At 60.2% G+C, this 24,241-nt stretch carries 29 protein-coding genes; 22 read left to right on the forward strand and 7 right to left on the reverse strand.

The features are described from left to right. The first annotated feature begins 301 nt into the window (after window positions 1-301). The gene (locus GSQ73_RS05290; protein ID WP_158881807.1) at window positions 302-556 is read left to right on the forward strand and encodes a hypothetical protein; all 255 of its coding nucleotides are present in this window, start codon (window positions 302-304) and stop codon (window positions 554-556) included. 70 nt (window positions 557-626) lie between these two features. On the opposite strand, the gene GSQ73_RS05295 is transcribed toward GSQ73_RS05290, so the two are convergent. Together GSQ73_RS05295 and GSQ73_RS05300 are read right to left on the reverse strand one after the other, a co-directional pair. After that, window positions 627-2,402, reverse strand: coding sequence for an acyl-CoA dehydrogenase C-terminal domain-containing protein (locus GSQ73_RS05295; RefSeq protein WP_158881809.1), 1,776 nt, complete (start codon window positions 2,400-2,402; stop codon window positions 627-629). Window positions 2,403-2,427: 25 nt separating this feature from the next. After that, window positions 2,428-2,907 carry a hypothetical protein gene (locus tag GSQ73_RS05300; RefSeq protein WP_158881811.1) on the reverse strand — a complete coding sequence of 160 codons (480 nt, stop codon included), beginning with the start codon at window positions 2,905-2,907 and terminating at the stop codon, window positions 2,428-2,430. A gap of 301 nt (window positions 2,908-3,208) precedes the next feature. On the opposite strand from GSQ73_RS05300, the gene GSQ73_RS05305 reads away from it, so the two are divergent. After that, window positions 3,209-3,676, forward strand: a complete 468-nt coding sequence (locus tag GSQ73_RS05305; protein WP_158881813.1) for an SET domain-containing protein-lysine N-methyltransferase — start codon at window positions 3,209-3,211, stop codon at window positions 3,674-3,676. 50 nt (window positions 3,677-3,726) lie between these two features. On the opposite strand, the gene glpK is transcribed toward GSQ73_RS05305, so the two are convergent. The 3 genes from glpK to fusA are packed head-to-tail and all read right to left on the reverse strand — an operon-like array spanning window position 3,727 to window position 8,831. Continuing rightward, window positions 3,727-5,226, reverse strand: a complete 1,500-nt coding sequence (gene glpK, locus GSQ73_RS05310; RefSeq protein WP_158881815.1) for a glycerol kinase GlpK — start codon at window positions 5,224-5,226, stop codon at window positions 3,727-3,729. After that, window positions 5,223-6,743: a glycerol-3-phosphate dehydrogenase gene (gene glpD, locus GSQ73_RS05315; protein ID WP_158881817.1), complete on the reverse strand. Its 1,521-nt coding sequence runs from the start codon at window positions 6,741-6,743 to the stop codon at window positions 5,223-5,225. The genes glpK and glpD overlap by 4 nt, the downstream gene beginning before the upstream one ends. 48 nt (window positions 6,744-6,791) lie before the next feature. Continuing rightward, window positions 6,792-8,831 (reverse strand): elongation factor G, encoded by a 2,040-nt coding sequence (gene fusA, locus GSQ73_RS05320; protein ID WP_158881819.1) that lies wholly within the window; start codon window positions 8,829-8,831, stop codon window positions 6,792-6,794. A 188-nt stretch (window positions 8,832-9,019) separates the two neighbouring features. Here fusA and GSQ73_RS05325 point away from each other — a divergent pair, with 188 nt between their 5' ends. Both GSQ73_RS05325 and GSQ73_RS05330 read left to right on the forward strand, forming a co-directional pair. Beyond that, the gene (locus GSQ73_RS05325; protein WP_254063292.1) at window positions 9,020-10,216 is read left to right on the forward strand and encodes a hypothetical protein; all 1,197 of its coding nucleotides are present in this window, start codon (window positions 9,020-9,022) and stop codon (window positions 10,214-10,216) included. A gap of 167 nt (window positions 10,217-10,383) precedes the next feature. Next, window positions 10,384-12,327, forward strand: a complete 1,944-nt coding sequence (locus tag GSQ73_RS05330) for a hypothetical protein (RefSeq protein WP_254063293.1) — start codon at window positions 10,384-10,386, stop codon at window positions 12,325-12,327. A gap of 27 nt (window positions 12,328-12,354) precedes the next feature. Here the strand turns inward: GSQ73_RS05330 and GSQ73_RS05335 are convergent, their stop codons facing one another. Further along, window positions 12,355-13,362, reverse strand: a complete 1,008-nt coding sequence (locus tag GSQ73_RS05335; protein WP_158881821.1) for an integron integrase — start codon at window positions 13,360-13,362, stop codon at window positions 12,355-12,357. A gap of 178 nt (window positions 13,363-13,540) precedes the next feature. Here GSQ73_RS05335 and GSQ73_RS05340 point away from each other — a divergent pair, with 178 nt between their 5' ends. The 13 genes from GSQ73_RS05340 to GSQ73_RS05400 all read left to right on the forward strand — a co-directional run bounded on the left by GSQ73_RS05340 (window position 13,541) and on the right by GSQ73_RS05400 (window position 21,705). After that, the gene (locus GSQ73_RS05340) at window positions 13,541-13,807 is read left to right on the forward strand and encodes a hypothetical protein (protein WP_158881823.1); all 267 of its coding nucleotides are present in this window, start codon (window positions 13,541-13,543) and stop codon (window positions 13,805-13,807) included. Between the two features lie 52 nt (window positions 13,808-13,859). After that, complete coding sequence (locus GSQ73_RS05345) at window positions 13,860-14,219, forward strand: hypothetical protein (protein WP_158881825.1); 360 nt, start codon at window positions 13,860-13,862, stop codon at window positions 14,217-14,219. A 788-nt stretch (window positions 14,220-15,007) separates the two neighbouring features. Further along, window positions 15,008-15,364 carry a hypothetical protein gene (locus GSQ73_RS05350; protein WP_158881827.1) on the forward strand — a complete coding sequence of 119 codons (357 nt, stop codon included), beginning with the start codon at window positions 15,008-15,010 and terminating at the stop codon, window positions 15,362-15,364. Between the two features lie 589 nt (window positions 15,365-15,953). Beyond that, window positions 15,954-16,403, forward strand: coding sequence for a hypothetical protein (locus GSQ73_RS05355; RefSeq protein WP_158881829.1), 450 nt, complete (start codon window positions 15,954-15,956; stop codon window positions 16,401-16,403). A gap of 74 nt (window positions 16,404-16,477) precedes the next feature. After that, window positions 16,478-16,855, forward strand: a complete 378-nt coding sequence (locus GSQ73_RS05360) for a hypothetical protein (RefSeq protein WP_158881831.1) — start codon at window positions 16,478-16,480, stop codon at window positions 16,853-16,855. A gap of 388 nt (window positions 16,856-17,243) precedes the next feature. Next, window positions 17,244-17,792 (forward strand): hypothetical protein, encoded by a 549-nt coding sequence (locus GSQ73_RS05365; RefSeq protein ID WP_158881833.1) that lies wholly within the window; start codon window positions 17,244-17,246, stop codon window positions 17,790-17,792. A gap of 536 nt (window positions 17,793-18,328) precedes the next feature. Next, window positions 18,329-18,736 carry a hypothetical protein gene (locus GSQ73_RS05370; protein ID WP_158881835.1) on the forward strand — a complete coding sequence of 136 codons (408 nt, stop codon included), beginning with the start codon at window positions 18,329-18,331 and terminating at the stop codon, window positions 18,734-18,736. A 73-nt stretch (window positions 18,737-18,809) separates the two neighbouring features. Further along, the gene (locus GSQ73_RS05375) at window positions 18,810-19,142 is read left to right on the forward strand and encodes a ribonuclease E inhibitor RraB (protein WP_158881837.1); all 333 of its coding nucleotides are present in this window, start codon (window positions 18,810-18,812) and stop codon (window positions 19,140-19,142) included. Window positions 19,143-19,231: 89 nt separating this feature from the next. Beyond that, window positions 19,232-19,621 carry a hypothetical protein gene (locus GSQ73_RS05380; RefSeq protein WP_158881839.1) on the forward strand — a complete coding sequence of 130 codons (390 nt, stop codon included), beginning with the start codon at window positions 19,232-19,234 and terminating at the stop codon, window positions 19,619-19,621. 330 nt (window positions 19,622-19,951) lie between these two features. Next, entirely contained in the window at window positions 19,952-20,362 is a 411-nt protein-coding gene (locus tag GSQ73_RS05385) for a nuclear transport factor 2 family protein (RefSeq protein WP_158881841.1), read from the forward strand. Beyond that, complete coding sequence (locus GSQ73_RS05390) at window positions 20,349-20,642, forward strand: hypothetical protein (RefSeq protein ID WP_158881843.1); 294 nt, start codon at window positions 20,349-20,351, stop codon at window positions 20,640-20,642. Before GSQ73_RS05385 ends, GSQ73_RS05390 begins: the two co-directional genes overlap by 14 nt. Before the next feature lie 174 nt (window positions 20,643-20,816). After that, on the forward strand, window positions 20,817-21,215 hold the full coding sequence (locus tag GSQ73_RS05395; RefSeq protein ID WP_158881845.1) for a VOC family protein: 399 nt from the start codon (window positions 20,817-20,819) through the stop codon (window positions 21,213-21,215). A 109-nt stretch (window positions 21,216-21,324) separates the two neighbouring features. After that, the gene (locus tag GSQ73_RS05400; RefSeq protein ID WP_158881847.1) at window positions 21,325-21,705 is read left to right on the forward strand and encodes a hypothetical protein; all 381 of its coding nucleotides are present in this window, start codon (window positions 21,325-21,327) and stop codon (window positions 21,703-21,705) included. Between the two features lie 34 nt (window positions 21,706-21,739). Here GSQ73_RS05400 and GSQ73_RS05405 read toward each other — a convergent pair whose 3' ends face one another. Then, window positions 21,740-22,210 (reverse strand): GNAT family N-acetyltransferase, encoded by a 471-nt coding sequence (locus tag GSQ73_RS05405; RefSeq protein WP_158881849.1) that lies wholly within the window; start codon window positions 22,208-22,210, stop codon window positions 21,740-21,742. 171 nt (window positions 22,211-22,381) lie between these two features. Between GSQ73_RS05405 and GSQ73_RS17990 the strand changes: the two genes are divergently transcribed. Genes GSQ73_RS17990 through GSQ73_RS05425 form a run of 5 tightly spaced genes read left to right on the forward strand, consistent with a single transcriptional unit; the run spans window position 22,382 to window position 24,085 of the window. After that, the gene (locus tag GSQ73_RS17990; RefSeq protein ID WP_254063294.1) at window positions 22,382-22,540 is read left to right on the forward strand and encodes a hypothetical protein; all 159 of its coding nucleotides are present in this window, start codon (window positions 22,382-22,384) and stop codon (window positions 22,538-22,540) included. 20 nt (window positions 22,541-22,560) lie between these two features. After that, entirely contained in the window at window positions 22,561-22,752 is a 192-nt protein-coding gene (locus GSQ73_RS17995) for a hypothetical protein (protein ID WP_254063295.1), read from the forward strand. Then, window positions 22,752-23,303, forward strand: coding sequence for a L,D-transpeptidase family protein (locus GSQ73_RS05415; RefSeq protein ID WP_216844729.1), 552 nt, complete (start codon window positions 22,752-22,754; stop codon window positions 23,301-23,303). The genes GSQ73_RS17995 and GSQ73_RS05415 overlap by 1 nt, the downstream gene beginning before the upstream one ends. Window positions 23,304-23,347: 44 nt before the next feature. Continuing rightward, the gene (locus GSQ73_RS05420; protein WP_158881853.1) at window positions 23,348-23,680 is read left to right on the forward strand and encodes a low molecular weight protein tyrosine phosphatase family protein; all 333 of its coding nucleotides are present in this window, start codon (window positions 23,348-23,350) and stop codon (window positions 23,678-23,680) included. A 45-nt stretch (window positions 23,681-23,725) separates the two neighbouring features. Continuing rightward, window positions 23,726-24,085 carry an MmcQ/YjbR family DNA-binding protein gene (locus tag GSQ73_RS05425; RefSeq protein ID WP_158881855.1) on the forward strand — a complete coding sequence of 120 codons (360 nt, stop codon included), beginning with the start codon at window positions 23,726-23,728 and terminating at the stop codon, window positions 24,083-24,085. The last annotated feature ends 156 nt before the right edge of the window (window positions 24,086-24,241 follow it).

The raw sequence follows: 24,241 nt of genomic DNA on the forward strand, positions 1-24,241 counted from the left end.
TCGATCATCGTGCTGATGGGCGCCGAGCTCACGCGCGGTCTGGCGGACGCGCGCGGCAAGCCGATCCGGCCGAATGCACACGCGGTGGAAATCCGCGCCACGGTGGTCGAGAAACCTGCCGCTTCCGCGTCAATCGATGACGCGAAAGGTCCGGCCGACGCTCGCTGAGTCGCGCCGCCCGTGTGAAGGTCGCTGGGCGGCCGTTCGCACAAACCGCATCACGTCGCGGTTCGCGCCGCGAATGGCCGGGGACGCATCGCTGCGAGTGCATCGTTGGCAAGGCAATTGCATTGACCTAAGCATGAGCGACCACGCCTACGACATCAGTCATCTCCTCGACCTCGACACGATCAAGGGCGAGCTCAATGAATTGCGCATCGTGCGTACACCACCACCCTCACAGCAGGCACCCGTCATGAAATCGAACAAGAGCAGCGTTGCCGAAGCGCAGGATGCACTCGCGCGCGAACTGATGGGCGCCGCGGTCATCCACGAAGCGCTGATCCGCCAGTACCTGAGCGTCGCGCCATCGGATCAGGACGCCGGCATTCACTGAGCCATGTAACGAATCAAAAAGAAAAGCCCGGGTTTGCCCGGGCTTTTTATTGCGTGAAGATCGAACGTCGTCAGACGATCATCGGCAGCGTGTCGATGCCCGCTTCGATCGCCGCCTGATGTGTGAGGCAACGCGGCAGGATGCGCGCGAAGTAGAACGTGGCGGTGTCGCGCTTCGCCTGCTTGAACGCAGTGGACTGCATGCCGGCCTCGGCGGCAACGACACTGCGCGCCCATAGATACGCAAGTGCGACGTAGCCGGAGTAGTAAAGGTAATCCACCGCGGCCGCGCCGAGTTCTTCCGGGTTTGCCTGTGCGCGTTGCGCAAGCGCCATCGTCGTGTCGCCCCATGCTTTGGTGTAGACGGCGAGCGGACCAACGAATGCGCGCAGCGATTCGTCATGCACATGCTGCTGGCAGAACGCGCTGATCTCCTCGAGGAAATGCTTCAGGCCAACACCTTGCAACTGCAGAATCTTGCGACCCAGCAAGTCGGCGGCCTGGATGCCGGTGGTGCCTTCGTACAGCGTGATGATGCGGGCATCGCGTACGAACTGTTCCATGCCGTTCTCGGCGATGTAGCCATGACCGCCGTAAATCTGCAGCGCTTCCTTGGTGCATTCCTGCGCCAGCTCGGTGACGACGCCTTTGGCGATCGGAATGAGGAACGCGACCAGCTCGCCGGCTTTCTTGCGCGTGGCTTCATCGCTGGCGCGCGATTCGATGTCCGTCTGCAACGCCGTGTAGAGAACCAGCGCGCGCGAACCTTCGACGAAAGCGCGCTGGGTCAGCAGCATGCGCCGCACGTCCGGTTGTACGAGCAGGTTGTCGGCGGGCTTGTCCGGGAATTTCGCGCCGGACAAAGAGCGCGACTGCAGACGCTCGCGTGCGTAGTTGAGGCTGTTCTGCAGCGCGCGTTCGGCCAGCGCCAGCCCTTGTACGCCAACGGAAAGCCGCGCGGCATTCATCATGGTGAACATTGCCATCAGGCCTTTGTTCGGCTGGCCGATCAGATAACCCTCGGCGCCATCGAGGTTGATCACGCAGGTGGAGCACGCGTGGATGCCCATCTTGTGTTCGATCGCGCCGGCGGTGACGGTGTTGCGTTCGCCGAGCGAACCGTCTTCGTTGACCTTGAATTTCGGCACGATGAACATCGAGATGCCGCGACTGCCCGCAGGTGCATCCGGCAAACGCGCCAGCACCAGGTGCACGATGTTTTCGGTGAGGTCGTGCTCGCCCGCGCTGATGAAAATCTTGGTGCCGCTGATTTTGTACGCCTCGTCGCCCGATGGTTCGGCGCGCGTTTTCAACAGGCCGAGATCGGAGCCGGCCTGCGGTTCGGTGAGGCACATGGTGCCGGTCCAGCGGCCTTCGATGATCGGCTTCATGTAGCGCTCGCGCTGCCATTCCTCGCCGTGCATTTCCATCGCGTGCGTGGCGCCTTCGGACAGCAGCGGGTAGAGGCTCCAGGCAAGATTGCCCGACTGGAAAATTTCGGTGGTCGCGGTGCCGAGTACGCCGGGCAGCGCCTGTCCGCCGTATTTTTCGGGATTGGTCAGGCCGGTCCAGCCACCTTCGGCGAATTGCTTGAACGCCTGCTTGAAACCTTTCGGCGTGGTCACCGTCTGGGTAGCCTTGTCGTAGTGGCAACCTTCCTCGTCCGCAGGGCCGTTGGTCGGCGCGAGCAACTGTTCGCTGAGACGGCCCGCTTCCTCGAGCACCGCATCGAGCAGGTCGCGCGAATGCGCGTCGCCACCTTGCAACGACATCAGTGTTTTCTCGGCGCCCAGCACATCAAACAGGGCGAAGCGCAGATCGTCGAGCGGAGCCTTGTATGCGGTCATGTCTGTTCCTTGGATGAAAGATGCGTCAGCGATAGGTGTCGGGAATGCCAGGCACTGGCGAGAGCCGGTCGTCGCCGCTGAAATCGAAATCGCGCCGGGCTTTTTCCTGCTCGGGCTTGGCGCTGGTGCTGCCGGCCACGTGATAACCGACGGAGCCGGCGCTGCCTTTGCCGGCGATCGACTTGAGCGCCTGCGTCATGTCACGGGTCGGCAGCACATCGACGTCGAGCACGTCGCCGGCGAGCGTGGGAATGTCGCGCACGAAATTCGCGTGCAACCGCACCGGCAACAGCGACTCGACCTGCAACTGGCCGTCGAGCGAACGGAAGTCCATCTCGCCGTAGCTGTTGTTCTGGATGCGCAACGTCAGCCGCCACTGGCCGCCGGGCAGCACCTTCAACTGCTGAATGCTCACGGTGGGCGGAAACACGCTTTTCTTCGGTGGTCCGCAAGCAATCAGGCCTAGGGCCAGCAGGGCGGCGGGAATCCAGCGCAACAGACGCATGTCGGCTCTCCAAACGATCGTTTGAACGCCGATTCTAACCGCGTTTGGGACAAGGGTTGGTAGTGCCGCTGTTGCGCGAGGAGTTCGGCGACTCTTGCTCTCATCTCGATGACATCGCGTGGTATCGAAACCCGAATAGAAGCGACCGGAAATTCACGATCATTGCGCGACCCCGCACGGACCATTCTGCGACGTTGTATGTGATCCCGCATGCCGTGATCATCATTGTGCGTGGCACGGCAAGGTTTCGCGGTCATCCACAAACAGGCATCATCTCCGTTCACCCATCAGGATTTGCCGCATGTCTCGACGTTTTGTTGCCCGCCGCTCGCCGATTCACGGCAACGGCGTATTCGCCACCGCACCGATCGCCAAGGGTGAGGAAATCATCGAGTACAAGGGCACGTTGCGTACCCATGACGAGACCGACGAGCTCTACGGAGATGGCGGCGAAACCGGCCACACGTTTTTGTTCACGCTCAACGACGACTACATCGTCGACGCCAACGTCAAAGGCAACAGCGCGCGCTGGATCAATCACAGTTGCGCGCCGAATTGTCGCGCGGTGATCGAGGAAAGTGCCAACGGCAATCCACGTCGCGACAAGGTCAAGATCGAGTCGATCCGCAGCATCAAGGCCGGTGAGGAACTCACCTACAACTACGGCATCGTGCTCGAAGTCGCACACACCGCGCGGCTCAAGAAACTGTGGAAGTGCCTGTGCGGTTCGCCCAAGTGCACCGGTACGTTGCTGCAACCCAAGCCCTGAACAAGCGCGCGGCGTGAAGCAGGCGATCGGCGCGGCGATGGACTATCGGCTCACGCCTTGAATCCCATCGTTGCCTGCACCGCGCGCTTCCATCCGTCGTAAAGCGCTTCGCTGCGATGGCGCGGCATCGATGGTTCGAAGCGTCGATCGAGTGCCCATTGCGCGGCGATCTCCTCGCGGCTGGACCAGAACCCGACAGCGAGTCCCGCAAGAAACGCCGCGCCGAGCGCCGTGGTTTCCGCCACGCGCGGACGCAACAACGGAACGCCGAGCAGATCGCTCTGGAACTGCGCCAGAAAATCGTTGGCAATCGCGCCGCCATCCGCGCGCAATTCCTTCAGTTCGATACCGGCGTCGGACTGCATCGCTTCAAGCACGTCGCGCGTCTGGTAGGCGATGGATTCGAGCGCGGCGCGAACGAGGTGCTCGCGGGTCGTTCCGCGACTGAGCCCGAACATCGCGCCGCGCACGTCGCTGCGCCAGTACGGCGCACCGAGGCCGACGAAGGCCGGCACGATGTACACGCCGCCGCTTTCTTCGACGCGTAATGCGCTGGCTTGCGAGTCGCTCGCCTGATCGAGCATGTGCAGTCCGTCGCGCAACCACTGCACGACGGAACCCGCGACAAAGATGGAACCTTCCAGCGCATACTCGACCTTGCCGCCGATGCTCCACGCGATGGTGGTAAGCAGGCCGTTGTTCGATGCGACAGCCTTCGCGCCGGTGTTCATCAGCATGAAACAGCCGGTGCCGTAGGTGTTCTTCACCATGCCGGGCTCGAAGCAGGCCTGGCCGAACAATGCGGCTTGTTGATCTCCAGCGACGCCGGCGATCGGCACCTCGCGGCCGAAGAAAAACTGCGGCGCGGTGTGGCCGTAGATTTCGCTGCACGACTTCACTAGCGGCAGCATCGCCTTGGGCACATCGAGCATGGCGAGCAGTTCATCGTCCCAGCATTGCGCGTGGATGTCGTACATCAGCGTGCGCGAGGCATTGGTGACATCGGTGACGTGCACTTTGCCACCGGTGAGATTCCAGATCAGCCAGCTGTCGATGGTGCCGAACAACAGCCCGCCGTTGCGCGCATGTTCGCGCGCGCCCTCGACGTGGTCGAGTATCCACTTCACCTTGGTGCCTGAAAAATAGGCATCGATCAGCAAGCCGGTTTTCGCGCGCACCATCGGCTCGTGTCCGGCGGCTTGCAGTTGATCGCAGATGTCGCGCGTCTGTCGTGACTGCCACACGATGGCGTCGTGGATCGGCTGGCCTGTGACCCTGTCCCACACCACGGTGGTTTCGCGCTGGTTGGTGATGCCGATGCCGGCGATCGCGGAGGCGTCAATCTGCGCGTTGTGCATCGCCTCGGTGATCGTGGTGAGAACGCTGGTCATGATCTCGCGCGGGTTGTGTTCCACCCATCCCGGTTGCGGAAAAATCTGCGCGAACTCGCGTTGCGCCATGCCGGCGACGCGGCCCTCATGATCGAACAACATTGCGCGCGAACTGGTCGTGCCCTGATCGATGGCGAGGATGTATTGCTTGCCGTTCACGCCGGCACCTGCGTCGCAGCATCGCGATCCAGTCGCGATTCTGCGAGGTAATTTTTCAGCCGTGCGACATCGTCGTCACCGACATGCAGACCGAGCTTGCTGCGCCGCCAGAGAATGTCCTCGACATCGCGCGCCCATTCGTGCGCGCGCAGATAGTCCACTTCCACTGCATAGAGATCAGCGCCGAAGTGCATGCCGAGCTCCGGCATCGATGTCGCATCGCCAAGCACCGCACGGCCGCGCGTGCCGTAGGCATGCACGAGTCGCCAGGCAAGCATCGGCGGCAGCCAGGGGAATTCATTCTGGAATTCGCGCTGCATGTCTTCGATATCCGCGCGCTCGCCGCCAGGCAATGGATGACCGTTGGCGGTCCACGCTTTGCCATGTGTGGGTAGTTGCGTGGCGAGTCGATCCACGGCTTCCTCGGCAAGGATGCGGAACGTGGTGAGCTTGCCGCCGAACACGTTGAGCAGCGGCGCGCCGTGGGTGTCCAGCTCCAGCAGATAGTCGCGCGTCACTTCCGATGCGTTGCCTTCATGATCGTCGACCAGCGGACGCACGCCGCTGTAATTCCAGATCACATCGGCTGGCGTGACGGATCGCTTGAAATACCGGTTCACCGCATCGCACAGGTAACGCGTTTCCGCATCGTCGATATGCGGTGCCGAGGGGTCGCCGCTGTACTCGCCGTCGGTGGTGCCGATCAAGGTGAAATCGCGTTCGTACGGAATGGCGAACACGATGCGCCGATCCGGTTCCTGGAAAATGTAAGCGTAGTGATGCTCGAACAATTTCGGCACCACGATGTGGCTGCCCTTGATGAGACGCAGCGCGTGGTCGTGGCCTACCTTGGCGACGTCATCGAGAAACGGCACTGCCCATGGGCCCGTCGCATTCACCAGCGCTTTCGCGCGGATCGTGCGAGAAACGCCATCGTCGGAAATGAGTTGCGCCGTCCAGCCGTCGGCGCCACGCACGGCGCTCACGCAGGTCGTATGGACGAGGATTTTGGCACCCCGATGCGCAGCATCCATCGCGTTCAACACAACCAGCCTCGCATCCTGCACCCACGCATCGGAATACACGAAGCCGGTGTGGAATTCGTCGCGCAAAGGCGGGCCGGCGACATGCTTGCGCAACGACACGCGGCGCGAGCCGGGCAGGCTGCGATGGCCGCGACCGAGATGGTCGTAGAGGAAAAGACCGATGCGGATCATCCATGCAGGGCGCAGATACGATTGATGCGGCAACACGAAGCGCAGCGGCCAGATGATGTGCGGCGCGGCCTTCAGTAGCACCTCGCGTTCGGCCAGCGCCTTGCCAACCAGCGCGAACTCGAACTGCTCCAGGTAACGCAACCCACCATGGATCAGCTTGGTACTCGCACTCGACGTATGCGCAGCGAGGTCGTCGCGTTCGCACAGACAGACCGACAATCCTCGCCCCACCGCATCGCGCGCGATGCCCGCGCCGTTGATGCCGCCGCCAACCACCAGCACATCGAAGCTTTCCGTCATCACCGTTCCCGAGCGTGCGTTTTCGCCGATGGTAGCGTGCGCGACGTTTCAATCTTCTTCCGCGTGCGGCTTCCACGCTTCGCTCAATTGCTTCTGCACGCCCGGCGGCACTGGTTCGTAGTGACTGAGGTCGAGGCTGTAGCGGCCGCGGCCGCCGGTCATCGATTTGAGCTCGGTGGGGTAGTCGATGAGTTCGGCGAGCGGCGCCTGCGCCTTGATCACCAGCTCGCCGCCGCGTTGCGCGTCGGTGCCGAGAATGCGCGCGCGCTTGCCGGCAAGTCCGCCGGTGACGTCGCCGACGTTGTGCTCGGGGATCGCCACTTCCATATTGACGATCGGCTCGAGCACGAGTGGCTTCGCCTTGGCGACCGCATCGAGAAATGCTTTCCTGCCGGCACTGACGAAGGCGACCTCTTTCGAATCCACGGCGTGATGCTTGCCGTCGTAAACAGTCACGCGCAGATCCTGCAGCGGAAACCCGGCAATCGCGCCGTGCTCCATCGCCTGGCGCACGCCTTTCTCGATCGCTGGCAGGAACTGGCCGGGAATGACGCCGCCTTTCACCGCATCGACGAACTCGAAACCCGCGCCGCGATCGAGCGGTTCCACGCGCAGGAATACTTCGCCGAACTGGCCGGCGCCGCCGCTCTGCTTCTTGTGCCGGTGATGACCTTCGGCTGGTGCGCCGATGGTTTCGCGATAGGCGATGCGCGGCGGGTGCGTGGTCACGTCCACGCCGTAACGGTCGCGCATGCGCTCCAGCATGATCTTCAGATGCAGATCGGACAGGCCACGCGCCACTGTTTCGTTGAGCTCCTTGTGATGCTCGACGCGAAAGCACGGATCCTCTTCGGCGAGCCGCGTCAGCGCGTTGGAAAGTTTCTGCTCATTGCCGCGGTGCGCGGATTCCAGCGCGAGTCCGTACATCGGCGAGGGATACGAAAGCGGCGCGAGCGTGATGCGGTCTTCGTCGTGCGAGTCGTGCAGCACCGCATCGAAATGGATGTCTTCCACCTTCGCCACCGCGACAATGTCGCCGGCCACCGCCGATTCGATCTCCCGATGCGTCTTGCCCTGCAGACGAAACAGATGGCCTACCTTGAACGGCTTGCGGCCATCGTCGATCAGTAGCTGGCTGTCGCGGCGGATGGTGCCCTGCCAGATGCGGAACACCGCCAGTTTGCCGACGAACGGATCGTTGACGATCTTGAACACATCGGCGATCACGTGGCTGTCCGGATCGGCATTGATCAACAGCGTCGTGCCGTCGCTGCGTACGAACGGCGGTGGATTGCCTTCGGCCGGATTCGGCAGCAACCGCGACACCACATCAAGCAGTTCCTGCACGCCTGCGCCGGTGCGCGCGCTGACGAAACAGATGGGGACGAGGTGACCTTCGCGCAGGCATTGCTCGAACGCGTCGTGCAATTGCTGTGGCGTCAGCGCGCTTTCGCCGGCGTCGAGATACGCGCCCATTGTCGTCTCGTTGATCTCGACGACTTGATCGAGGATACGCTGGTGCGCTTCGGCGAGCGAGGAGAAATCAGTCGCGCCTTCGCTGTGGAAGAAGCAATCCAGCACGCGCCTGCCGCGACCACTCGGCAAATTCACCGGCAGGCATTCGCTGCCGAATTCCTCGCGCAATGAGTCGACCAGTGCTGCGAGATTCGCGCCATCGAAATCGATCTTGTTGATCACCAGCACGCGTGCGAGACCGCGCTGCTTCGCGTGCATCATCATGCGTCGCGTGCCGTGCTCGATGCCGTTGATCGCGTTGACCACCGCCGCGACGGTTTCGACCGCCGCGAGCGCGGACAATGTCGGCCCGCGGAAATCCGCATAGCCTGCAGTGTCGATGAGATTGACGTGGCAGCCGTCGCGATCGATGTGCGCCACGCAGCTGTCGATGGAATGCGAGCGCGATTTCTCCTGGCCGTCGGTATCGGACACGGTGTTGCCGCGCTCGACCGTGCCGGCCGTCTGGATCGCGCCGCCGGCAACCAGCAGTGCTTCGAACAAGGTGGTTTTACCGACGCCGGCGTGACCGGTGAAAGCGATGTTGCGGATGGATTCCATGGAATGCGACACGATGCGACCCTCCCTCTGGGAGCACGGCCTCGTGGCATGAGCGGCGTATGAAAGCGTGTGCCGCAGGAGGCCGCGCGTTGACGGCTGACGATGGCGGGCCGTCATGGTCGTCCTTCGCATGCGAGGGGAGGGCGGTCATGGCGGAAGCGGCGAGATGCCGCCCGCCTAGCCTTGAGCCAACCACCGACATGGTCAAGCTGCACTGCGGGGAACCGCGACCGTGCCGCAGCGGTCTGCTGGGAGCGCCGACACAACGTGATTTGCAGTCGCACAGGATTCAAGCACGATGCGGCATCCTGCAGATCTTTCACAGCAAACGATACGAGAGCCGCAACCAACTCCCCAGCGACAACCCGCCGTTCCCCGATTCCCCCATCTACACAAGAGGCCTCGTCATCGTTCAGCCGCCGCAGGTCGAACATCATCGCTGGACACCGTCGGACCTCGCGCCGAAGGAACACGGGCTGACGCCGCTCGACGCGTCGACGCGCGCGTTGCTGCGACAGATGCACTGGCGCAAGTCGCCGCGCGATCGTCGACAGGTGTGGCTGGGTTTGATCGTGGCCGTGCTGCTGCACGCGGTGTTCATCGTGGTGATCTGGCGCGAGATGCGTCCACCGCTGATCGCCGGCACATCACATGCACCGGTGGAAGAAGCGCTGCAGGTTCGCTTCATCTCGTTCACGCCGACACCTTCCGCACCGATACCGCAGACGCCGCCGCAACCGCCGTCGCCTTCGTTGCCACCGAAGCATGTCGTTGTCGCGCGTGTTCCACCGCCGCCGCGAAAGGTCGAGACGCCTGCGAAAGATGCGATGGTCATACAGTCGCCGACACCGAAACCCGCACCCACGGCGGTGCTGTTCGACAGGAACGGTCAACCGCTGCTGCCATCCGCCACCACCGAACAACCGGACGCGCCGACGCCGGGTTACGTGCAGCGCATGCCGCAAGGCGACACCGCGGTGATGAATCACGACAACCCGATCAAGTATCAGGAGACGCGTTTCGATGGAAGTTGGGTCAGGGGCAATGCGGTTGATCAGGCGCTGCAGAAAGTGGTCGACAAAGCCACGGTGAAAAAAACCGTGCGTCTGCCCGGCGGCGTGCGTGTGCATTGCGCGGTGTTTCTGCTGTTCGGCGGATGCGGCGGTGAAGCGCCATCGCCACCTTCGGCGAAAGACGGCGACGAACGCCTCAGCATGGCGCCGGCCAAGTCGCTGGCGCCGCCGCCGCATCCACCCACGCCACCGGACATCGAGACATGCATCGGCCTGTATCGCGACGGTCAACCGCTTGCCTGGGGTTGCCCGGTCGACACGCCGAACCGTGCGATCGACGAAGAAGCACGCGAACGTGCCCCGGATGTGCAGGGCCATCGCTGAAACTTTCTGGCGTTACGCGCGCCATCGTCTGACGCGCGCCATGCACGCGCTCCGCGCTGTGCGCAGCTTCATGCGGAACGCCGGTGGCGCCCGTTACACTTCTTCGCATGCCTTTGCCGCCCACGGATCGACCTGAGACCGAGCGAACCGCCAGGAACCCTGCGCGGGTGTTGCTGGATTCGCCGCTGGCCGCGGCGACACGTGCGCGGGTGTATCACCGCACGCGTCAACGACCGCGCGATCGTGCACTGCGTATTTTCGCGATGGTTGGCGCGTTTTTGCTGCATGTGGCGTTCCTGATCATCTTCGTGTTCGGCCCCGCGTACGACCTCACGCCGCCGCCCGATTCCAAACTGGAACCCGTGCAGGTACGCCTGATCGAAACGCCCGAGCCGCCGCCACCACCGCCGGTGCGCGGCACGCCGCCGAAGCAGATCGGTCCGCGTCATCGCGGGCACGCCGCACGTGCAGTGGCGACCGCCGAGCATTCGGCAAACGTCGAGTCGCCCGAAGCCGCGCAACCGTCGGTCGCTTCGGCGCAGCCACTGGTGGCCCAAGTGGCAAAGCCGAAAGCGCCATCATCGAAACGACCCGCCGCGCCGAAGCCGCCAGTGAGCATTCCGCATCCCGCACCCGTGCCGCAGTTGCAACCGATACCGCTGGCCGGCGAACCGCCCATGGTGACCTTGCCGACACCGACCGTGCAGGCGCCGGTGCCGCCGAAATTCCAGCCTGAATCGGTGCGTCGCCCGCAACTCGAAGGCAATCAGCCGATGCCGCCGCCTGCATCGTTGGCCATGCCGGATGTGCCGCCGCAATCGCCACCGCCGATCGCTGCGCCGAGCATCGCGTTGAACGCTGAAGTGCCAAAGACCCCCGCGCCAGCAAGCATCGCGCTCGCCCGTCCGCAGGTGTCTGCCGCGCCACCGGTGCCCGACATGGAAGCCGTGCCGCTGCCTGCGCAGGCAGCGCCGACCATCAACCTGCAAGCGCAGCTGACTCCACCTGCGCCGACCGTGCCGCGCGTCTCCACGCAGGTTGAAGCGCCCGCAGTCGACGTGCAGGAAGCACAACTCGAAGCGATTCCGCTGGCGCCGAACAGCAAGCCGCAGATCGAAACCCACGCGCCATCGGTGAAGATCGATGTGGTCGACAAGTCACCGACGCCGGCCGTCCAGCCGTCCATCGCGCGACCGCAACTCAGCACACCCGCCGAGACCACGGCGAGCGCGCAGCCCTCGCCGGCGATGCAGCCGAACGCATCGCCATCGGCGCAGACGGCGGCGACGTCTGCCGAAAAGAAGGCCGCCGAAAACAAGAATGCAAGCCAGCCCGCCGATGCCGACAGCGGCCACGATGTCAGCACCGCGCCCAACGCCATTCCATTCGGCAGCGACACCGCCACGCCTGGCGAACTCAACGGCGTGGTGGCAGACACCGAAAGCCCAGGCAAGCACGCGCAGGGCCCGCCATCCAGCCAGGGCAAGGGCGTCAATAAAGACGCCAACGAGAAAGGCCACGGCGTCGGACAAACCGGCGGCAACCAGACCGGCGCGGACGAGGGCGAAAAGAAGGGCGCGGTCGGCGACTACGTGCAACTCAAACCCACCGGCGACACCAACATCATGGCGCACGGCACGCCCAACATCGGCTACAAGGCGACGCGCTTTGATCGCGACTGGACGCCCGAAGGCGAGAGTTCCATTGACACCGCGATGCGACACGCCGTGGAAAAAACCACCGTCAAGCACACCATCCATCTGCCACGCGGCTTGCGCGTCGAATGTGCGATCACACCGCTGATGCCGATGGCTCTGTTCGGCTGCCACAACCCCGACCCGCCACCCGCGCCCGTCGCCGCCAAAGTCTACGAGCGCATGCGCCTCGCCCCAGCCAAACCGCTGGCGCCACCCGCACCGGCAACAAGCACCGCGCTGCCGCCCACACCAATGGTCAAGTTCGACAACGGTCCTGAGTGCGCCGCCGCCCGCATCACCGGCGGGCCACTGCCGCCCGGATGCGAAGGCAGCACTGTGCCTACCATCCGTTCGACCCGACCGGCATCGTCCTCGTCGACCTCATGGGTGCCAGCCAGCGACCAGTTCCACTGATGGTTCCACTGAAAATGGAATGGACGTCTAGACGCGATCCAACGGACTGAGAACACCATGGCCGCCGCGGTTGAGAACGTGGGTATAGATCTGGGTGGTGGCCACGTTCTTGTGGCCAAGCAGTTCCTGCACGGTACGGATGTCGTAGCCCGCTTCGATCAAATGCGTGGCGAATGAATGTCGCAGCGTGTGGGCACTCAGTGGTTTGTCGATATTCGCGCGCTGGCGTGCCGATTTCATGGCACGGGCGAGAATTGCGTCGTCGAAATGATGGCGGCGGGTCGCTCCGTCGAGCGGATCGATGGCGCGCTGCACGGATGGAAACACGAATTGCCACGCGAACTCCTGCGCGGCCCGCGGATACTTGCGTGCCAGTGCGCCGGGCAATCGCGTGGCGCCGAAGCCGGCCGCCAGCTCGGACGCGTGCATCGTGCGAGCTCGCTCTATTTCCCGTTGCAGTGCATCGGTCAGCGATCGCGGCAGCATGGTGCGCCGATCCTTGCCGCCCTTGCCATCACGCACGCAAATCTCGTGATGCGAAAAGTCGATGTCCTTGATCCGCAAGCGCAGGCATTCCATCAAGCGCATGCCGGTGCCATAAAGCAGGCTGGCGATCAGCCATGGTCGACCATCCATTGCTGCCAGCAGACGCTGGACCTCTGTCTGCGACAGCACCGACGGCAACCGTTGCGGCCGCTTGGCCCGCACCATCTTCTCCATCCATGGCAGATCGATCGCCAGCACTTCGCGGTACAGAAACAAAAGCGACGACAGTGCCTGGTTCTGTGTTCCTGCCGCCACCCGGCCACGCACCGCCAGGTCGGACAGAAAACGTTCCACCTCAACCGCACCCATGTCCCGCGGGTGACGTTTGTCGTTGTGCAGAATGAACCTTCGGATCCAGCCAACGTAGGCCTGTTCCGTGCGCAAGCTGTAATGTTTCAACCGCAGGCGGCGCCGCACCTCATCAAGCAGCCGCGGTCGCTGCTCCTGACCGGCGTCCGTTACACCCCCGTTTCCGTCCCTGTAATTCATTACACCCACTCATTCGTCCATATGCAGCGAACTGTGCCGCGAACACACTTCACGCAAAACCGGAGAAGCCGTTGATTGCCCGTAGGAATGTCGGTTGACGCCATGTCGGGAGTACCGCACGATGCCGCGCAACACCCCGTGTACGGGGTCTACTTAGCGTTAGGTTTCGAGACGCACCATGAAAAAAGTACGTGTCGCTTTGCTTGCAATCATCAATGTTATGGGTGTCGGCATTGTCGCGGCATGGTGTTACTTGCTCAGCACCCTTTGCTACTCGCCTCGCACGATAAACGAGGCAACCAAAAATACCGTCGACTACAACTGCCACGGAACAGTTGTTTTCATAACGCCATTTCAAAATCTTCAGCTTCACTGGTTGATGCTTCCGCTGCTCATCGTAACTTTGGCAGGCTTTGTTGTACGTATGTGGCAGCCACCTAACTAATCGTTCAAGGCGGACGGCTTCGCCGCCGCTTAACTCCAGCGTTAGACCTCACATGAAGCGTCATTGGGTTTTGCTGTCTTACATCACCGTGCTCGCGATGTCCGGCTGCTACGGCCCAGAGTCGCTGGGCAATAAATCCGACTGGGCTGCGCTTCAGGGCGTGGAGTACGAGCAACGAGCGCAAGTTCTTGGCGCGCCAGTTGTGCTTCAGGTCGGGGACTATCGTGTTGCAGGCATTCCACAGTCAAACGTGCGAGGAAATATCTGGGTTCTTCTTAACCCCAGCGCAGACGAACCGCTTTATAAGCAGCTGCCCGCAGGCAATTACACACTCACTGCCCAGCAGCTCGCCGCGTTCGGCTCGGTCGATCCCGGCGTACTAGCGCAGCTGCGACTACATGTGCAAAGGTGAGGCCTAACAATTCGTCCAAGCCGACGCCGCTTCGCGGCGCGGCTTAACTCCAGCGTTAGGTCTCACATCGCATGATCATCGCACTTGCTCTGGTGTTGCCCTTTCTTCTTCTCGCGTTGTTGCTTTTCACCAAGTTGCGACCTCGTACATCTAATCTCGCTGGGCTTTCCAGTTTCAACTGCACTGTCTGGTGCATTTCCGCTGTCGCTGCCGTCGTAACTTGCGTTTACTTCTGGGCCACAACTGGACACAGTTCTGATGCACCTTGGTGGCCCTACCTTGCAGTACTTGTCAGCATGGTCATAGTCGGGGTGGTTCTTGTCCTTGGCGCAATTGGCCGTATTCTATTTTTTCGTTCCGGACAGCAATCTTCGTAATGCATTCATCGGCTCAGGGCTGCGGGGTGAGCCCTAACCACTCATCCAAGCGGACACCTTCGGTGCCGCTTAATTCAAGCGTTAGGCAGCAAGCATGGATTCGCGCATTACAAACCAGCACTCGTACTTAAGCGGCGTGTCACTCGTGCGCCAACCTTGGTCTCAGCCAGCATCGGGATCGGACCATGATCACTGTGCGTTCTGTTGGGCAAAGTTTGCTAGCTCGGATATTCCTGGCGCAATCCAGGAGGGCTACACAACGATCGACGGGAGCCACTGGGTCTGCAATGGCTGCTTTCAGGATTTTCGTAGTTCCTTCGACTGGAGTGTGGTGTAGTGCCTAACAACTCGTTCAAGGCGGACGCCTCCGGCGCCGCTTAACTCCAGCGTTAGGCATCATAGGGAAGTGTCATGAAATCCATTGCTGGCTTCATGCTATTGGTTGCGCTGCCATTTGGGGCCATTGCCGGCAACCCTCAGTGCGACGGCACGGGCAACTGGGCCACGAGCATGGCTTTCGTGCATCTGAAAAATGCGGGACTAATTCACAACGACACCACTGATTTTTCAAAAACCAAAACGGTCCGTATCGCATCCGAAAAGATCGGCAAAGACCTCTATCGGCAAGTGCATGATGTTACCTTCACTCAAAAGTCAGGCAACGTCATCGAAGTCATCACAGTCAATGATGCTTCTCATCAGGAGTGTTCAATGGGCGGTGTCGAGGTATATGTAGTCTCAAAAAAGCTAGGCGGGCTGAAGGACTGAGGCTCATGCCTAACCACTCGTTCGAGGCGGACGGCTACGCCGCCGCTCAACTCCAGCGTTAGGTGTCAGGGGAAATTTCGTGCGCTTAATTGCGGCCATACTCACAGCGAGCCTTTCGCTCTCGGCGTTCGCTGCGTCGGGCACACCGCCCACTGAGATTTGCAGCGTAGTTGCGGGCTCACCGCCAAAGATGATCGAGGTTCCTACGCTTCATGTGCTAAGCCTCACTAGCACTGATGCGTTTTCTCTGCCTGTTGGGCTGCCGGCCAATGTTGGTGCGGTGGTCTGTATGCGGGCGAGCCTTTTACCCGCCGAGAACGACTACAAGGTTCTAAAAGCAGGGCTACCCTTCGCATTAAGGGATTCCAGCGGGACAACGCTGTGGTTAGAGTTGCACAACGGCCAGATAGCAATCTCATACAAAGAGGGTGCGCTTTCGCAAAGTGAAATGTCGCAAATCCAAACTTGGGTCAACCGCGTCCAGCCATTCTTTCAAATACCGGCAGCTCGTAGTGGCACCTAACATTTCGTTCAAGGCGGACGGCTTCGCCGCCGCTTAACTCCAGCGTTAGATGCCATGGGGGCATAGGTGAAATCACCAGCGTCATTCATAGCCTTCGCAGTCGAGCAGCAGCGCGCAGCTGAAGAGTTCGGTTTTACCAGGAACGAATGTTGTCGCAACCTCAAGACTGCCTTGCACCAGTATTGGCAAAACAAGACTTTGGGGCTTCACGGTCAATCGCAGAAGAAACGCATACCCCGCTCGGCAGCCGCAACAGGCCTTGCACTTGCGGACTGCGTTGTAGAGCATGTAGTTCCTCAAATGGAGATCGTTAACCGACTAATGGCGCTACATCCTCTAACAGAGCATGCGATAGACGATCTACTCAGAAAGTACTTTGTTGTAGCTTTGGTAACAAAGGCCGAGCATGACCTGCTCAACGCTAGCGGCGTCCGCTCTACCATGCCAAAGGACTGGGATGGCTTGAATGCGTATGCACGCTATGACGCTGTCGGCATTGAGATGCATCCAAAGTGAATCGGCTGGCATCTAACATCTCGTTCAAGGCGGACGGCTTCGCCGCCGCTTAACTCCAGCGTTAGGTGCCCAAGGTGAAACTCCGCACTTTGACAAAGGTCGTCACCTTCCTTGTAGGCACGTGCATCGCCTTGCTCGGAGTGGTTTGGCTCCTCATGGCGGCATCAGGCGCGGTCAAAACCGATCCAGTCGCAGGCTATATTGCTGGTGTTGGGTTCTTACTGGCAGCAGCGCCACTGCTGGCATTTCCCTTTTCTACTCGCGTCGCCAAGTCCTTGCTTGTTCTTGCCACGTTCGTTCTTGCGTTCGGCATGCTTTGGCTCGCATTCCAGCCCAACTCGCCGACCGGTCATCCAGCGATTGTCCAAGTGGCTGCTATCGCATTTGCTGTAATGTTGCTCGCACGTGTTGTGCTGGTTCTGCGCCGTAAGCGTTCCGCGTTGGGCACCTAACCAGTCGTTCAAAGCGAACGGCTACGCCGCCGCTTAACTCCAGCGTTAGGCGCAGGGAGGTCATCATGCGGTTTCTAGTTTCCTCTGGCGCGGCATTCGCCAGTGCCCTCATCGGCGTTCTTGTAGCCATGCTTATCTCGTACTGGCTCGGACTAGCGCGGTTTCAACTATGGCTCGGTGTCGGTACCGCAGTTGGCACAGCCTTGGGCGTAGGCGCCAAAACTCAGTGGCAGTTGTCTCGCGGCGTTGGCGCTGCTCTGGTAGGTCTCCTTGTCGGGGTGGGCTATGTCGCCGGCACTTGGCTATCGGCACGCGCCTAACCAGTCGTTCAACGCGGATGGCTGTGCCGCCGCTTAGCTCCAGCGTTAGGCCTGCATTGAGGCTTTGCATGAATTGGAAAATTAAAAGTTTGCTTTTCGCGCTTCTACTCTGGCACTTTGCACTCATCTCAGGGTGCACCCACCCAGTTGAGTTTAGCGTGCCTCTAAAAGTATCGCTCTGCGATATCTTGCAAAATCCTGGCGCGTACGACGATAGGCTTATTGAAGTGTCCGGCAACGTAACGCGCGGCTTCGAAAGTTTCACGCTTTCGAACGGATGCAATATAAAAAGTGCACATGTTTGGCTCGAATTAGGTGGTAAGACTGGTTCTCAGGTCATATATTGTTGTGGTGCTCCGGTTGATCTCGCGCGAAAGGAGGCCCTCACAGTTGACGATATCGTTACAACTCTGGTGCAAGACGCAAAGTTTCAGGAGTTCCAAAAGCAAACTCTCGTCAAAACTGGCTACAGTCACGCGCGCGCAACACTGATTGGCAGGTTTTTCTCAGGCAAGAAACGTACATATCCCGGCGGCACCTATTGGGTAGGCTACGGACACATGGGGTTCTTCAGCTTGCTTGCCATTCAACAGGTCGTCGCTGTTAGCAAGCTGTAGAACCTAATTACTCGTTCAAGGCGGACGGCTTCGCCGCCGATTAACTCCAGCGTTAGGCCTCACATGAAGTTTCAGATTCCTCCTATGACTCCGTGGAAAGATGTGCTGGTCCATTTGGTGATCTGGGCGTTCTTGTTGTCAGTTCCATCAATCATTTATTCGTTCTTTCCAAAGCCCGACTTCAACGCAGCGTTGCAGAGTAAGTATCCTCATCAAATTTCGTTAGTCATGGGTGGCAAGGATTCATTCAGCGGCAACACAACGTATGCGCGGCGATCCTATTTACTTGTCCCGTCTGCGCTTCAAGCACCAGAGATCGTGCAAGTTACGCAGGTAAATTCCGAGCCTCCAAAGGTAGTTGTGCAAGACCATTTGTTCCTAATATCGCTACTAGTTTTCATCGGCTTCAGCTTCTACTATTTTCTTAAACGGTGGCGCACTCAGCTAAGTGATACTTAACAAGTCATTCAAGCGGACGGCCCCGCCGCCGCTTAATTCAAGCGTTAGACGTTTTGCTGCACGGAGCATCGGTCATTATGGGCGCATCCAAAAAGCTCAAGGTCGCAGTGTTATTCGTGCTTCAGGCGTTATTGCTGGTTTTTGCGGCCTTCTGCATGTTTTACGGTCAGGACAATTTCGTTATCAGGAGCGCTGGCATCTTCGCGATATTTGCAGGCCTCGCCCTGGCTCGGATCACACGCCGGATGCGGTTCGGCGCGCCGCTCCAAAGTAAGCCCCCTTTCGTCGTCAAGCGTTGGCAATGGCTAGTCGGCGCTGCGCTCGTGATCTTGCTCGTAGTCTCTTATGCTTGGCTCTTTCATGCTGCGGCACCCAGTTACAAAGGTGGTCCCGCGCCGCTGTGGTATTTTTTGGCAGCAATCCTTGCTTGCGGTGCATGGTGGAGCGGCCTCTTCATTCGCTGGTTTGTATGGTGGTTTCTGTAGCGACAGAGGCAGCATCTAACCACTCGTTCAAGGCGGACGTCTCCGGCGCCGCTTAACTCTAGCGTTGGACTGCATGACAGAATTCGACGCAAATTGGCCTGACGATGCAGACGGTGATGTCTTTCGCCGACTTGCTGCCATCGAATTCGAGTTCGCCAAGACTTGGTCGGTTGACTACAACGTTGACTTCGAGAGTTGGCCGCCGTCCGGTCCTGCATTGGAGTTACTACGATTCATGTACGGTGAGCTTGCCGTGTTTCCGCCAGACCAGAGCGACATCGGCTACGTACAGTTTCAAATTGTTGGCCCAGTCACGTACGAGGGCGTCACATCAGTTCAGCGCCGCGCAAGCTCAGCAATGCAGCTTTTCGGCGGTGTGTGTGAGTCATGGGGAGTCATGCGCTAATGCGGTCTAACCACTCGTTCGAGGTGGAAGGCTACGCCGCCGCTCAACTCGAGCGTTAGGCAATACGAGCGAATCTTGGGAGTCACAAGATGGGAATGTGGGCGTTTGCGCCGTGGGACAACGACGAAGCCGCGGATTGGTACGGCGAATTCATGGAAGCAACGCACTTCCACCGCGAATGGCTAAAGGGCATGAAGGCTGACCCGGCAGAATCTGCCGGCACAGTTCGCGCGGCCGCCGCCATCTTTCTAATGCTAGGCAGGGTCTACGTCTGGCCGATTGACACCTTCGACCAAGACCTCGAACTCGCGATAAGAGGCCTCGCCGCCGCAGCGAACTCCCCTGAGTATCAAGAATCAGCGGAGTTGCAAGCGGCCATCGCGCTGGAGCTCGCCGAGCTTGAGTCAAGGCGAAAGCCGGCGGGTAACCAGATAGCGAAGCCTTCTACGCCCGAGCGTTCGTGGTGGAAGTTCTGGTAGCGCCGTAATTGGACTTGCGTCGCCTATCCAGTTCACTCGTCAACGATCGGCTGGCTGGGCCCGACGCCGCGTGTCGCCAACCAGTGCTTGGAGGACATCGGCAAGGTCAACGACTGGCATTGCGTCGATACTTCCGTATTCGCGAAACATCATTTCGGTTGTCGTTTGGGGCTTCGAGCCTTCGGCTACGCTGGCGCCTGACAATTGTACAAGGCGAGCCGTTTTTCCCGCTTCATTCAAGCGTCAAATCCGCACGGGCTCACTTCAGAAGCATCACATGGCAATGCAGTATCGGAATCAGCGCGGCGCGCTATTCGAAGGGAGAGGACGGTGGACGAGCAACACATTCGGAACGCCATCGATCGGCACTGGGCTGCATCCGCGTCGGGTGATCAGGACGCGGAGCATGCGATCTATCACGACGATGCGGTTTGCGAATATCCGCAGTCGGGTGAGGTGATCCGTGGTCGGCATAATTTGCAGGCGTTGCGCAGTCATCATCCTGGCAAGCCGTCGGGATTCGACATTCGGCGTATCGCGGGTAGCGGCAATCTGTGGGTTACCGAGTATGTGATCAGCTACGAAGGCAAACGCGTCCACACGGTGAGCATCATGGAATTCATGGGCGAAAAAGTGGCGCACGAGACGCAGTATTTCGCCGATGCTTTCGATGCTCCGGCGTGGCGGGCGCAGTGGGTCGATAGGGAACGCGAAAACGATTCATCTGATGCCGAACGGTAGCTTGTCGATGAGCCATGTCATGCGGCTCGTCATCCTTGTGACGGTTGCCGCGATGCTGTGTTCGTGCCTCTTTGATTCTGATTGCAGCTGGCATTCCGGTCGGTTCGAAATCGGCTGGATAGATGTCGTTGAAAGCAGCCAGCTTACGTACCAGGATGATTCCGGCGGCTCAATCAGCATTGTCGGACCATGCGTTTTCGCCGCGGGTGCCAATGACCAATTTGTGGTCGTCAAGCAAGACCGGCTTCTCATCCGTCCATCGTCGACTTTTACGTTGTGACCAGGGCGGGCTTCGATGCAATCAATCCGCAGGACCAGCTCATGGGACCAATGCCGGCATCGGCATATCACGCGCTGGGGCAACGATTGTCATTGCCCTCGGTCAGGGACGTCATCGCTGCCGACAGGTGTACCGTTCGCTGATTCCCGTGTTGACTTCCATGAGGTACCAGTCATGACTTTCAGGCCGGAAAATTACAATGCCGTTTCGCCATACCTGCTGGTCAACGGCGCAGTGGCGACGATCGAATTCCTGGAGTCGGTGTTCGCTGCGGAACGGTGCCGGATGTTTTTTCGCGACGACGGCACGCTTCAGCACGGCGAGGTCCGCATTGATGACACGGTGCTGATGCTGGCCGATGCGATGGAAGGCTGGCCGGCGGTGCCGGCGCATGTGCACATCTATGTTGCCGATGTGGATGCGACGTACAGGAGTGCGCTGGAAGTCGGCGCGACATCGGTGCAGGAACCGATCAGGAAGGGTGATCCGGACAAGCGCGGCGGAGTCCGCGATGCCGGTGGTACGACGTGGTGGATCAGTCAGCAGATCGGTGAAGGTTCTTCGGATCAGTGAAGCGATGCCAGTTTCGCGAACTGTTTTTTCGGCGATCGGTTGGTGCGAGGATTGCGCGGAAGCGCAATGCGGACACGAGCGTCACCTGCGAATGATTGACCCCGAGACCATGAAAAAAGCACAACTCATCGAACGTCTGCGAAGAAGGCGCTCCCGTTTGCTGCAGGCGTATGTGCTGCACGTGGGTTTGTTTGCTTCCTCATGCGCATTTGCTGCAACGGGCGGCAACAAGGCTTCGATAACGACAGCACTCTTGCTGGCGCTGGTCACGATACCGCCGGTGTTGGTTTACACAGTGCTCGTGCATTGGTCCTGCCGCGCCGTCGAACCCCGGGCGCGCAGCGTCGGCTTGCTGCCGGTGATTCTTTTCACTGTTTTGCTGACGCCGTACGAGTCGAGTCTGGTACTGCCGGCAAAGAACCTGTGGATCGCGCGGCGCATTCTTCGCGCGTGGGACGAAGCCGTGACGAATCGCTCCGACGGAAGCTGATTACCGGACCAGCCGCGTGGATGCCACTGCGATATCACAGGGTCAGCGCGAGATAACGTGTGCCGGGGATGGGATTGAACACATAAGGGTCGATATCTTCGAAACCGAGCGATTCGTAGAGCGCCTGCGCCGATTGCATGGTCGCCAGCGTGTCCAGGCAGATGCGCTGGTATCCAGCGTCGCGTGCTTCGCGGCAAACCTGTTCCGCCAGGCGTCGGCCAAGCTGTTCGCCGCGCGATGTCGGGCGAACATAAAGCCGTTTCATTTCGCAGTCGCCGTGATCGAGCGGACGCAGGGCCACGCATCCCGCGGCATCTTCGCCGCGCCACGCCAGCAACAGCCGACCCTGCGGCATGGCGTATTTGCCGGGCAGCACATCCAGTTCCTTGCTGAATTCCTGGAACTCCAGATCGATGCCGAGACTATCGGCGTATTCGCGGAACAGCGTTTTCACGAGATGCAGATCGCGCGGAAACGTCGCGCGTCGAATGATGATGTTGCCCATGGCCAACGCCTGCGATGCTCTCATTGGTCGCGATGATCTGGCGCCGGGAATCGGCGAAATCAACGTCCGATGCGGCAGCAATATTGAACTATGCTCATGGCGATCGGGTGGAGCGGCTTGGGGGCAGGACGGAACATCCGACAACCGTCCGTTGCGCAAGGGAGTCGCATCATGGAATCCGTCGAGATCAAGGCGTTCGTGCCGGCCAGGGATTTCGAACGGTCGAAAAGGTTCTACATCGATCTTGGATTCGCGCTGGCATGGTCGGCGGATGGTCTGGCGTGTCTGCATGCGGGCAAGTCGAGTTTCCTGTTGCAGGATTCCATGTGAAGGACCATGCGGAGAATTTCATGATGCACATGCTGGTGCCGGATGTGGAGCAATGGTGGAGGCATGTCGTGGATCACCAACTGGCCACGCGCTATGGCGTGCGTACCGAGCCGCCGGAGGATCGTCCGTGGGGCATGCGTGACTTTGTCATCTGCGATCCAACGGGCGTGCTTTGGCGCATCGGACAAGACATCGGGGAGGCGACGACATAATGGCTGGTGATTTTCATGCGATACGAGCGTTTCGTCGGTTGTTTGTCGGCACCATGATCTTTGGGCTGGCGTGTCTGACGATCGCCAATGCACACGCTGGCGAAATCACGGTGTACAAGGCGAAGCGCATGCTGGTTTATCAGGGCGATGGTGTGTCGCGCAGTTTTCGTATCGGGCTAGGCTCGTCGCCGGTCGGGCCGAAGCGCGTGCAAGGTGATCGCAAGACGCCCGAAGGCGTTTACTTCATCGCGCACAAGAATCCGCACAGCCAGTTCTATCTGTCGCTCGCGATCAGCTATCCCGATCGTCCCGATGTGCTGGCCGCGCAGCAGGCGCATCGATTATCGAAAAAGGAATACGACGCGATCGACACGGCGATTCGCCGACATGTGCTTCCACCGCAGAACACGGCGCTCGGCGGCGACATCTTCATTCACGGTCGTGGTTCGAGTTCGGACTGGACCTGGGGCTGCGTTGCGCTGGACGATCGCGACATGACGTTTCTGTTCGAGCACGTGCAGGTGGGGGACAAGGTCACGATCGTGCAGTAGCTTTTTCTGGCGTGCGACATTCACTGCAAACAAGGCACGAGCGCATGACCCGCAAACTTCTTTTCATCTGCAGCCGCAACCGGCTTCGAAGTCCGACGGCGGAGCAGGTATTCGCCGATCGCGGTGGCGTTGAAACGGCATCGGCCGGATTGAGCCCGGATGCGGAGAATCCGCTGACGCCGGAGCTGCTGGCATGGGCCGATATCGTGTTCGTGATGGAGCGCGCGCATCGGACGAAACTGTCCGCAGTGTTCGGAAAATGGCTGGGCGACAAGCGCGTGGTGTGTCTGGATATTCCTGATGATTATGCATTCATGGAGCCGCGGCTTGTCGTGCTGCTGGAGGCGCGCGTGTCGCGTCATCTGCCTTCGCATTGACCTTGCATTGAGTGGCGCAGCATTCGCGACGCCTCGGGAATTACCATGACGCATAAGCGCAAATCGAACGTCACTTATGAGCTGTTGAAACAGCAGGCGCTGGAACTTCCGGAAGTAGAGACATCCACGTCGTACGGCACGCCGGCCCTCAAGGTTCGGGGCAAGCTGATGGTGCGGCTGAAGGAGGATGGCGAAACGGTGGTGTTGCGCACGACATGGGAGGAGCGCGAGCGGTTGATGGTGGTGCATCCGGAGATGTTCTTCATCACCGAGCATTACCGAAATCATCCGTGGGTGCTGTTGCGGCTTGCGGTTGCCACGCACGAGGTCGTGGAGCACGCGCTTGCGAACGCCTGGTCGCTGGTGGCGCCGAGGTCGCTGTTGAAGAAGCACGAGCAGGGTTGACCGTGTCGCTGAGGGGATGGATGGCTGAAATGAAAGCCAGAAGAGCGTCCCTCCCTAACCTCTTCCGAGCACGGGAGGAGACGGCCTCTTGCGAGATGTGATGTTCGACGTGTTGGGCGCTGCGTTTTTTCAGCGTGTGCGTCGGGCCGAGTATCG

This window comes from Rhodanobacter sp. L36 (assembly GCF_009765755.1).
Taxonomy (GTDB): domain Bacteria; phylum Pseudomonadota; class Gammaproteobacteria; order Xanthomonadales; family Rhodanobacteraceae; genus Rhodanobacter.

What these genes read in the sequence shown, in the direction of transcription:
- GSQ73_RS05290 (WP_158881807.1), top strand. Translation starts at nt 302, where the DNA reads ATGAGCGACCACGCCTACGACATCAGTCATCTCCTCGACCTCGACACG.
- GSQ73_RS05295 (WP_158881809.1), bottom strand. Translation starts at nt 2,402, where the DNA reads ATGACCGCATACAAGGCTCCGCTCGACGATCTGCGCTTCGCCCTGTTT.
- GSQ73_RS05300 (WP_158881811.1), bottom strand. Translation starts at nt 2,907, where the DNA reads ATGCGTCTGTTGCGCTGGATTCCCGCCGCCCTGCTGGCCCTAGGCCTG.
- GSQ73_RS05305 (WP_158881813.1), top strand. Translation starts at nt 3,209, where the DNA reads ATGTCTCGACGTTTTGTTGCCCGCCGCTCGCCGATTCACGGCAACGGC.
- glpD (WP_158881817.1), bottom strand. Translation starts at nt 6,743, where the DNA reads ATGACGGAAAGCTTCGATGTGCTGGTGGTTGGCGGCGGCATCAACGGC.
- GSQ73_RS05325 (WP_254063292.1), top strand. Translation starts at nt 9,020, where the DNA reads ATGGTCAAGCTGCACTGCGGGGAACCGCGACCGTGCCGCAGCGGTCTG.
- GSQ73_RS05335 (WP_158881821.1), bottom strand. Translation starts at nt 13,362, where the DNA reads ATGAATTACAGGGACGGAAACGGGGGTGTAACGGACGCCGGTCAGGAG.
- GSQ73_RS05340 (WP_158881823.1), top strand. Translation starts at nt 13,541, where the DNA reads ATGAAAAAAGTACGTGTCGCTTTGCTTGCAATCATCAATGTTATGGGT.
- GSQ73_RS05345 (WP_158881825.1), top strand. Translation starts at nt 13,860, where the DNA reads ATGAAGCGTCATTGGGTTTTGCTGTCTTACATCACCGTGCTCGCGATG.
- GSQ73_RS05350 (WP_158881827.1), top strand. Translation starts at nt 15,008, where the DNA reads ATGAAATCCATTGCTGGCTTCATGCTATTGGTTGCGCTGCCATTTGGG.
- GSQ73_RS05365 (WP_158881833.1), top strand. Translation starts at nt 17,244, where the DNA reads ATGAATTGGAAAATTAAAAGTTTGCTTTTCGCGCTTCTACTCTGGCAC.
- GSQ73_RS05370 (WP_158881835.1), top strand. Translation starts at nt 18,329, where the DNA reads ATGGGCGCATCCAAAAAGCTCAAGGTCGCAGTGTTATTCGTGCTTCAG.
- GSQ73_RS05375 (WP_158881837.1), top strand. Translation starts at nt 18,810, where the DNA reads ATGACAGAATTCGACGCAAATTGGCCTGACGATGCAGACGGTGATGTC.
- GSQ73_RS05380 (WP_158881839.1), top strand. Translation starts at nt 19,232, where the DNA reads ATGGGAATGTGGGCGTTTGCGCCGTGGGACAACGACGAAGCCGCGGAT.
- GSQ73_RS05390 (WP_158881843.1), top strand. Translation starts at nt 20,349, where the DNA reads ATGCCGAACGGTAGCTTGTCGATGAGCCATGTCATGCGGCTCGTCATC.
- GSQ73_RS05395 (WP_158881845.1), top strand. Translation starts at nt 20,817, where the DNA reads ATGACTTTCAGGCCGGAAAATTACAATGCCGTTTCGCCATACCTGCTG.
- GSQ73_RS05400 (WP_158881847.1), top strand. Translation starts at nt 21,325, where the DNA reads ATGAAAAAAGCACAACTCATCGAACGTCTGCGAAGAAGGCGCTCCCGT.
- GSQ73_RS05405 (WP_158881849.1), bottom strand. Translation starts at nt 22,210, where the DNA reads ATGGGCAACATCATCATTCGACGCGCGACGTTTCCGCGCGATCTGCAT.
- GSQ73_RS17990 (WP_254063294.1), top strand. Translation starts at nt 22,382, where the DNA reads ATGGAATCCGTCGAGATCAAGGCGTTCGTGCCGGCCAGGGATTTCGAA.
- GSQ73_RS17995 (WP_254063295.1), top strand. Translation starts at nt 22,561, where the DNA reads ATGATGCACATGCTGGTGCCGGATGTGGAGCAATGGTGGAGGCATGTC.
- GSQ73_RS05415 (WP_216844729.1), top strand. Translation starts at nt 22,752, where the DNA reads ATGGCTGGTGATTTTCATGCGATACGAGCGTTTCGTCGGTTGTTTGTC.
- GSQ73_RS05420 (WP_158881853.1), top strand. Translation starts at nt 23,348, where the DNA reads ATGACCCGCAAACTTCTTTTCATCTGCAGCCGCAACCGGCTTCGAAGT.
- GSQ73_RS05425 (WP_158881855.1), top strand. Translation starts at nt 23,726, where the DNA reads ATGACGCATAAGCGCAAATCGAACGTCACTTATGAGCTGTTGAAACAG.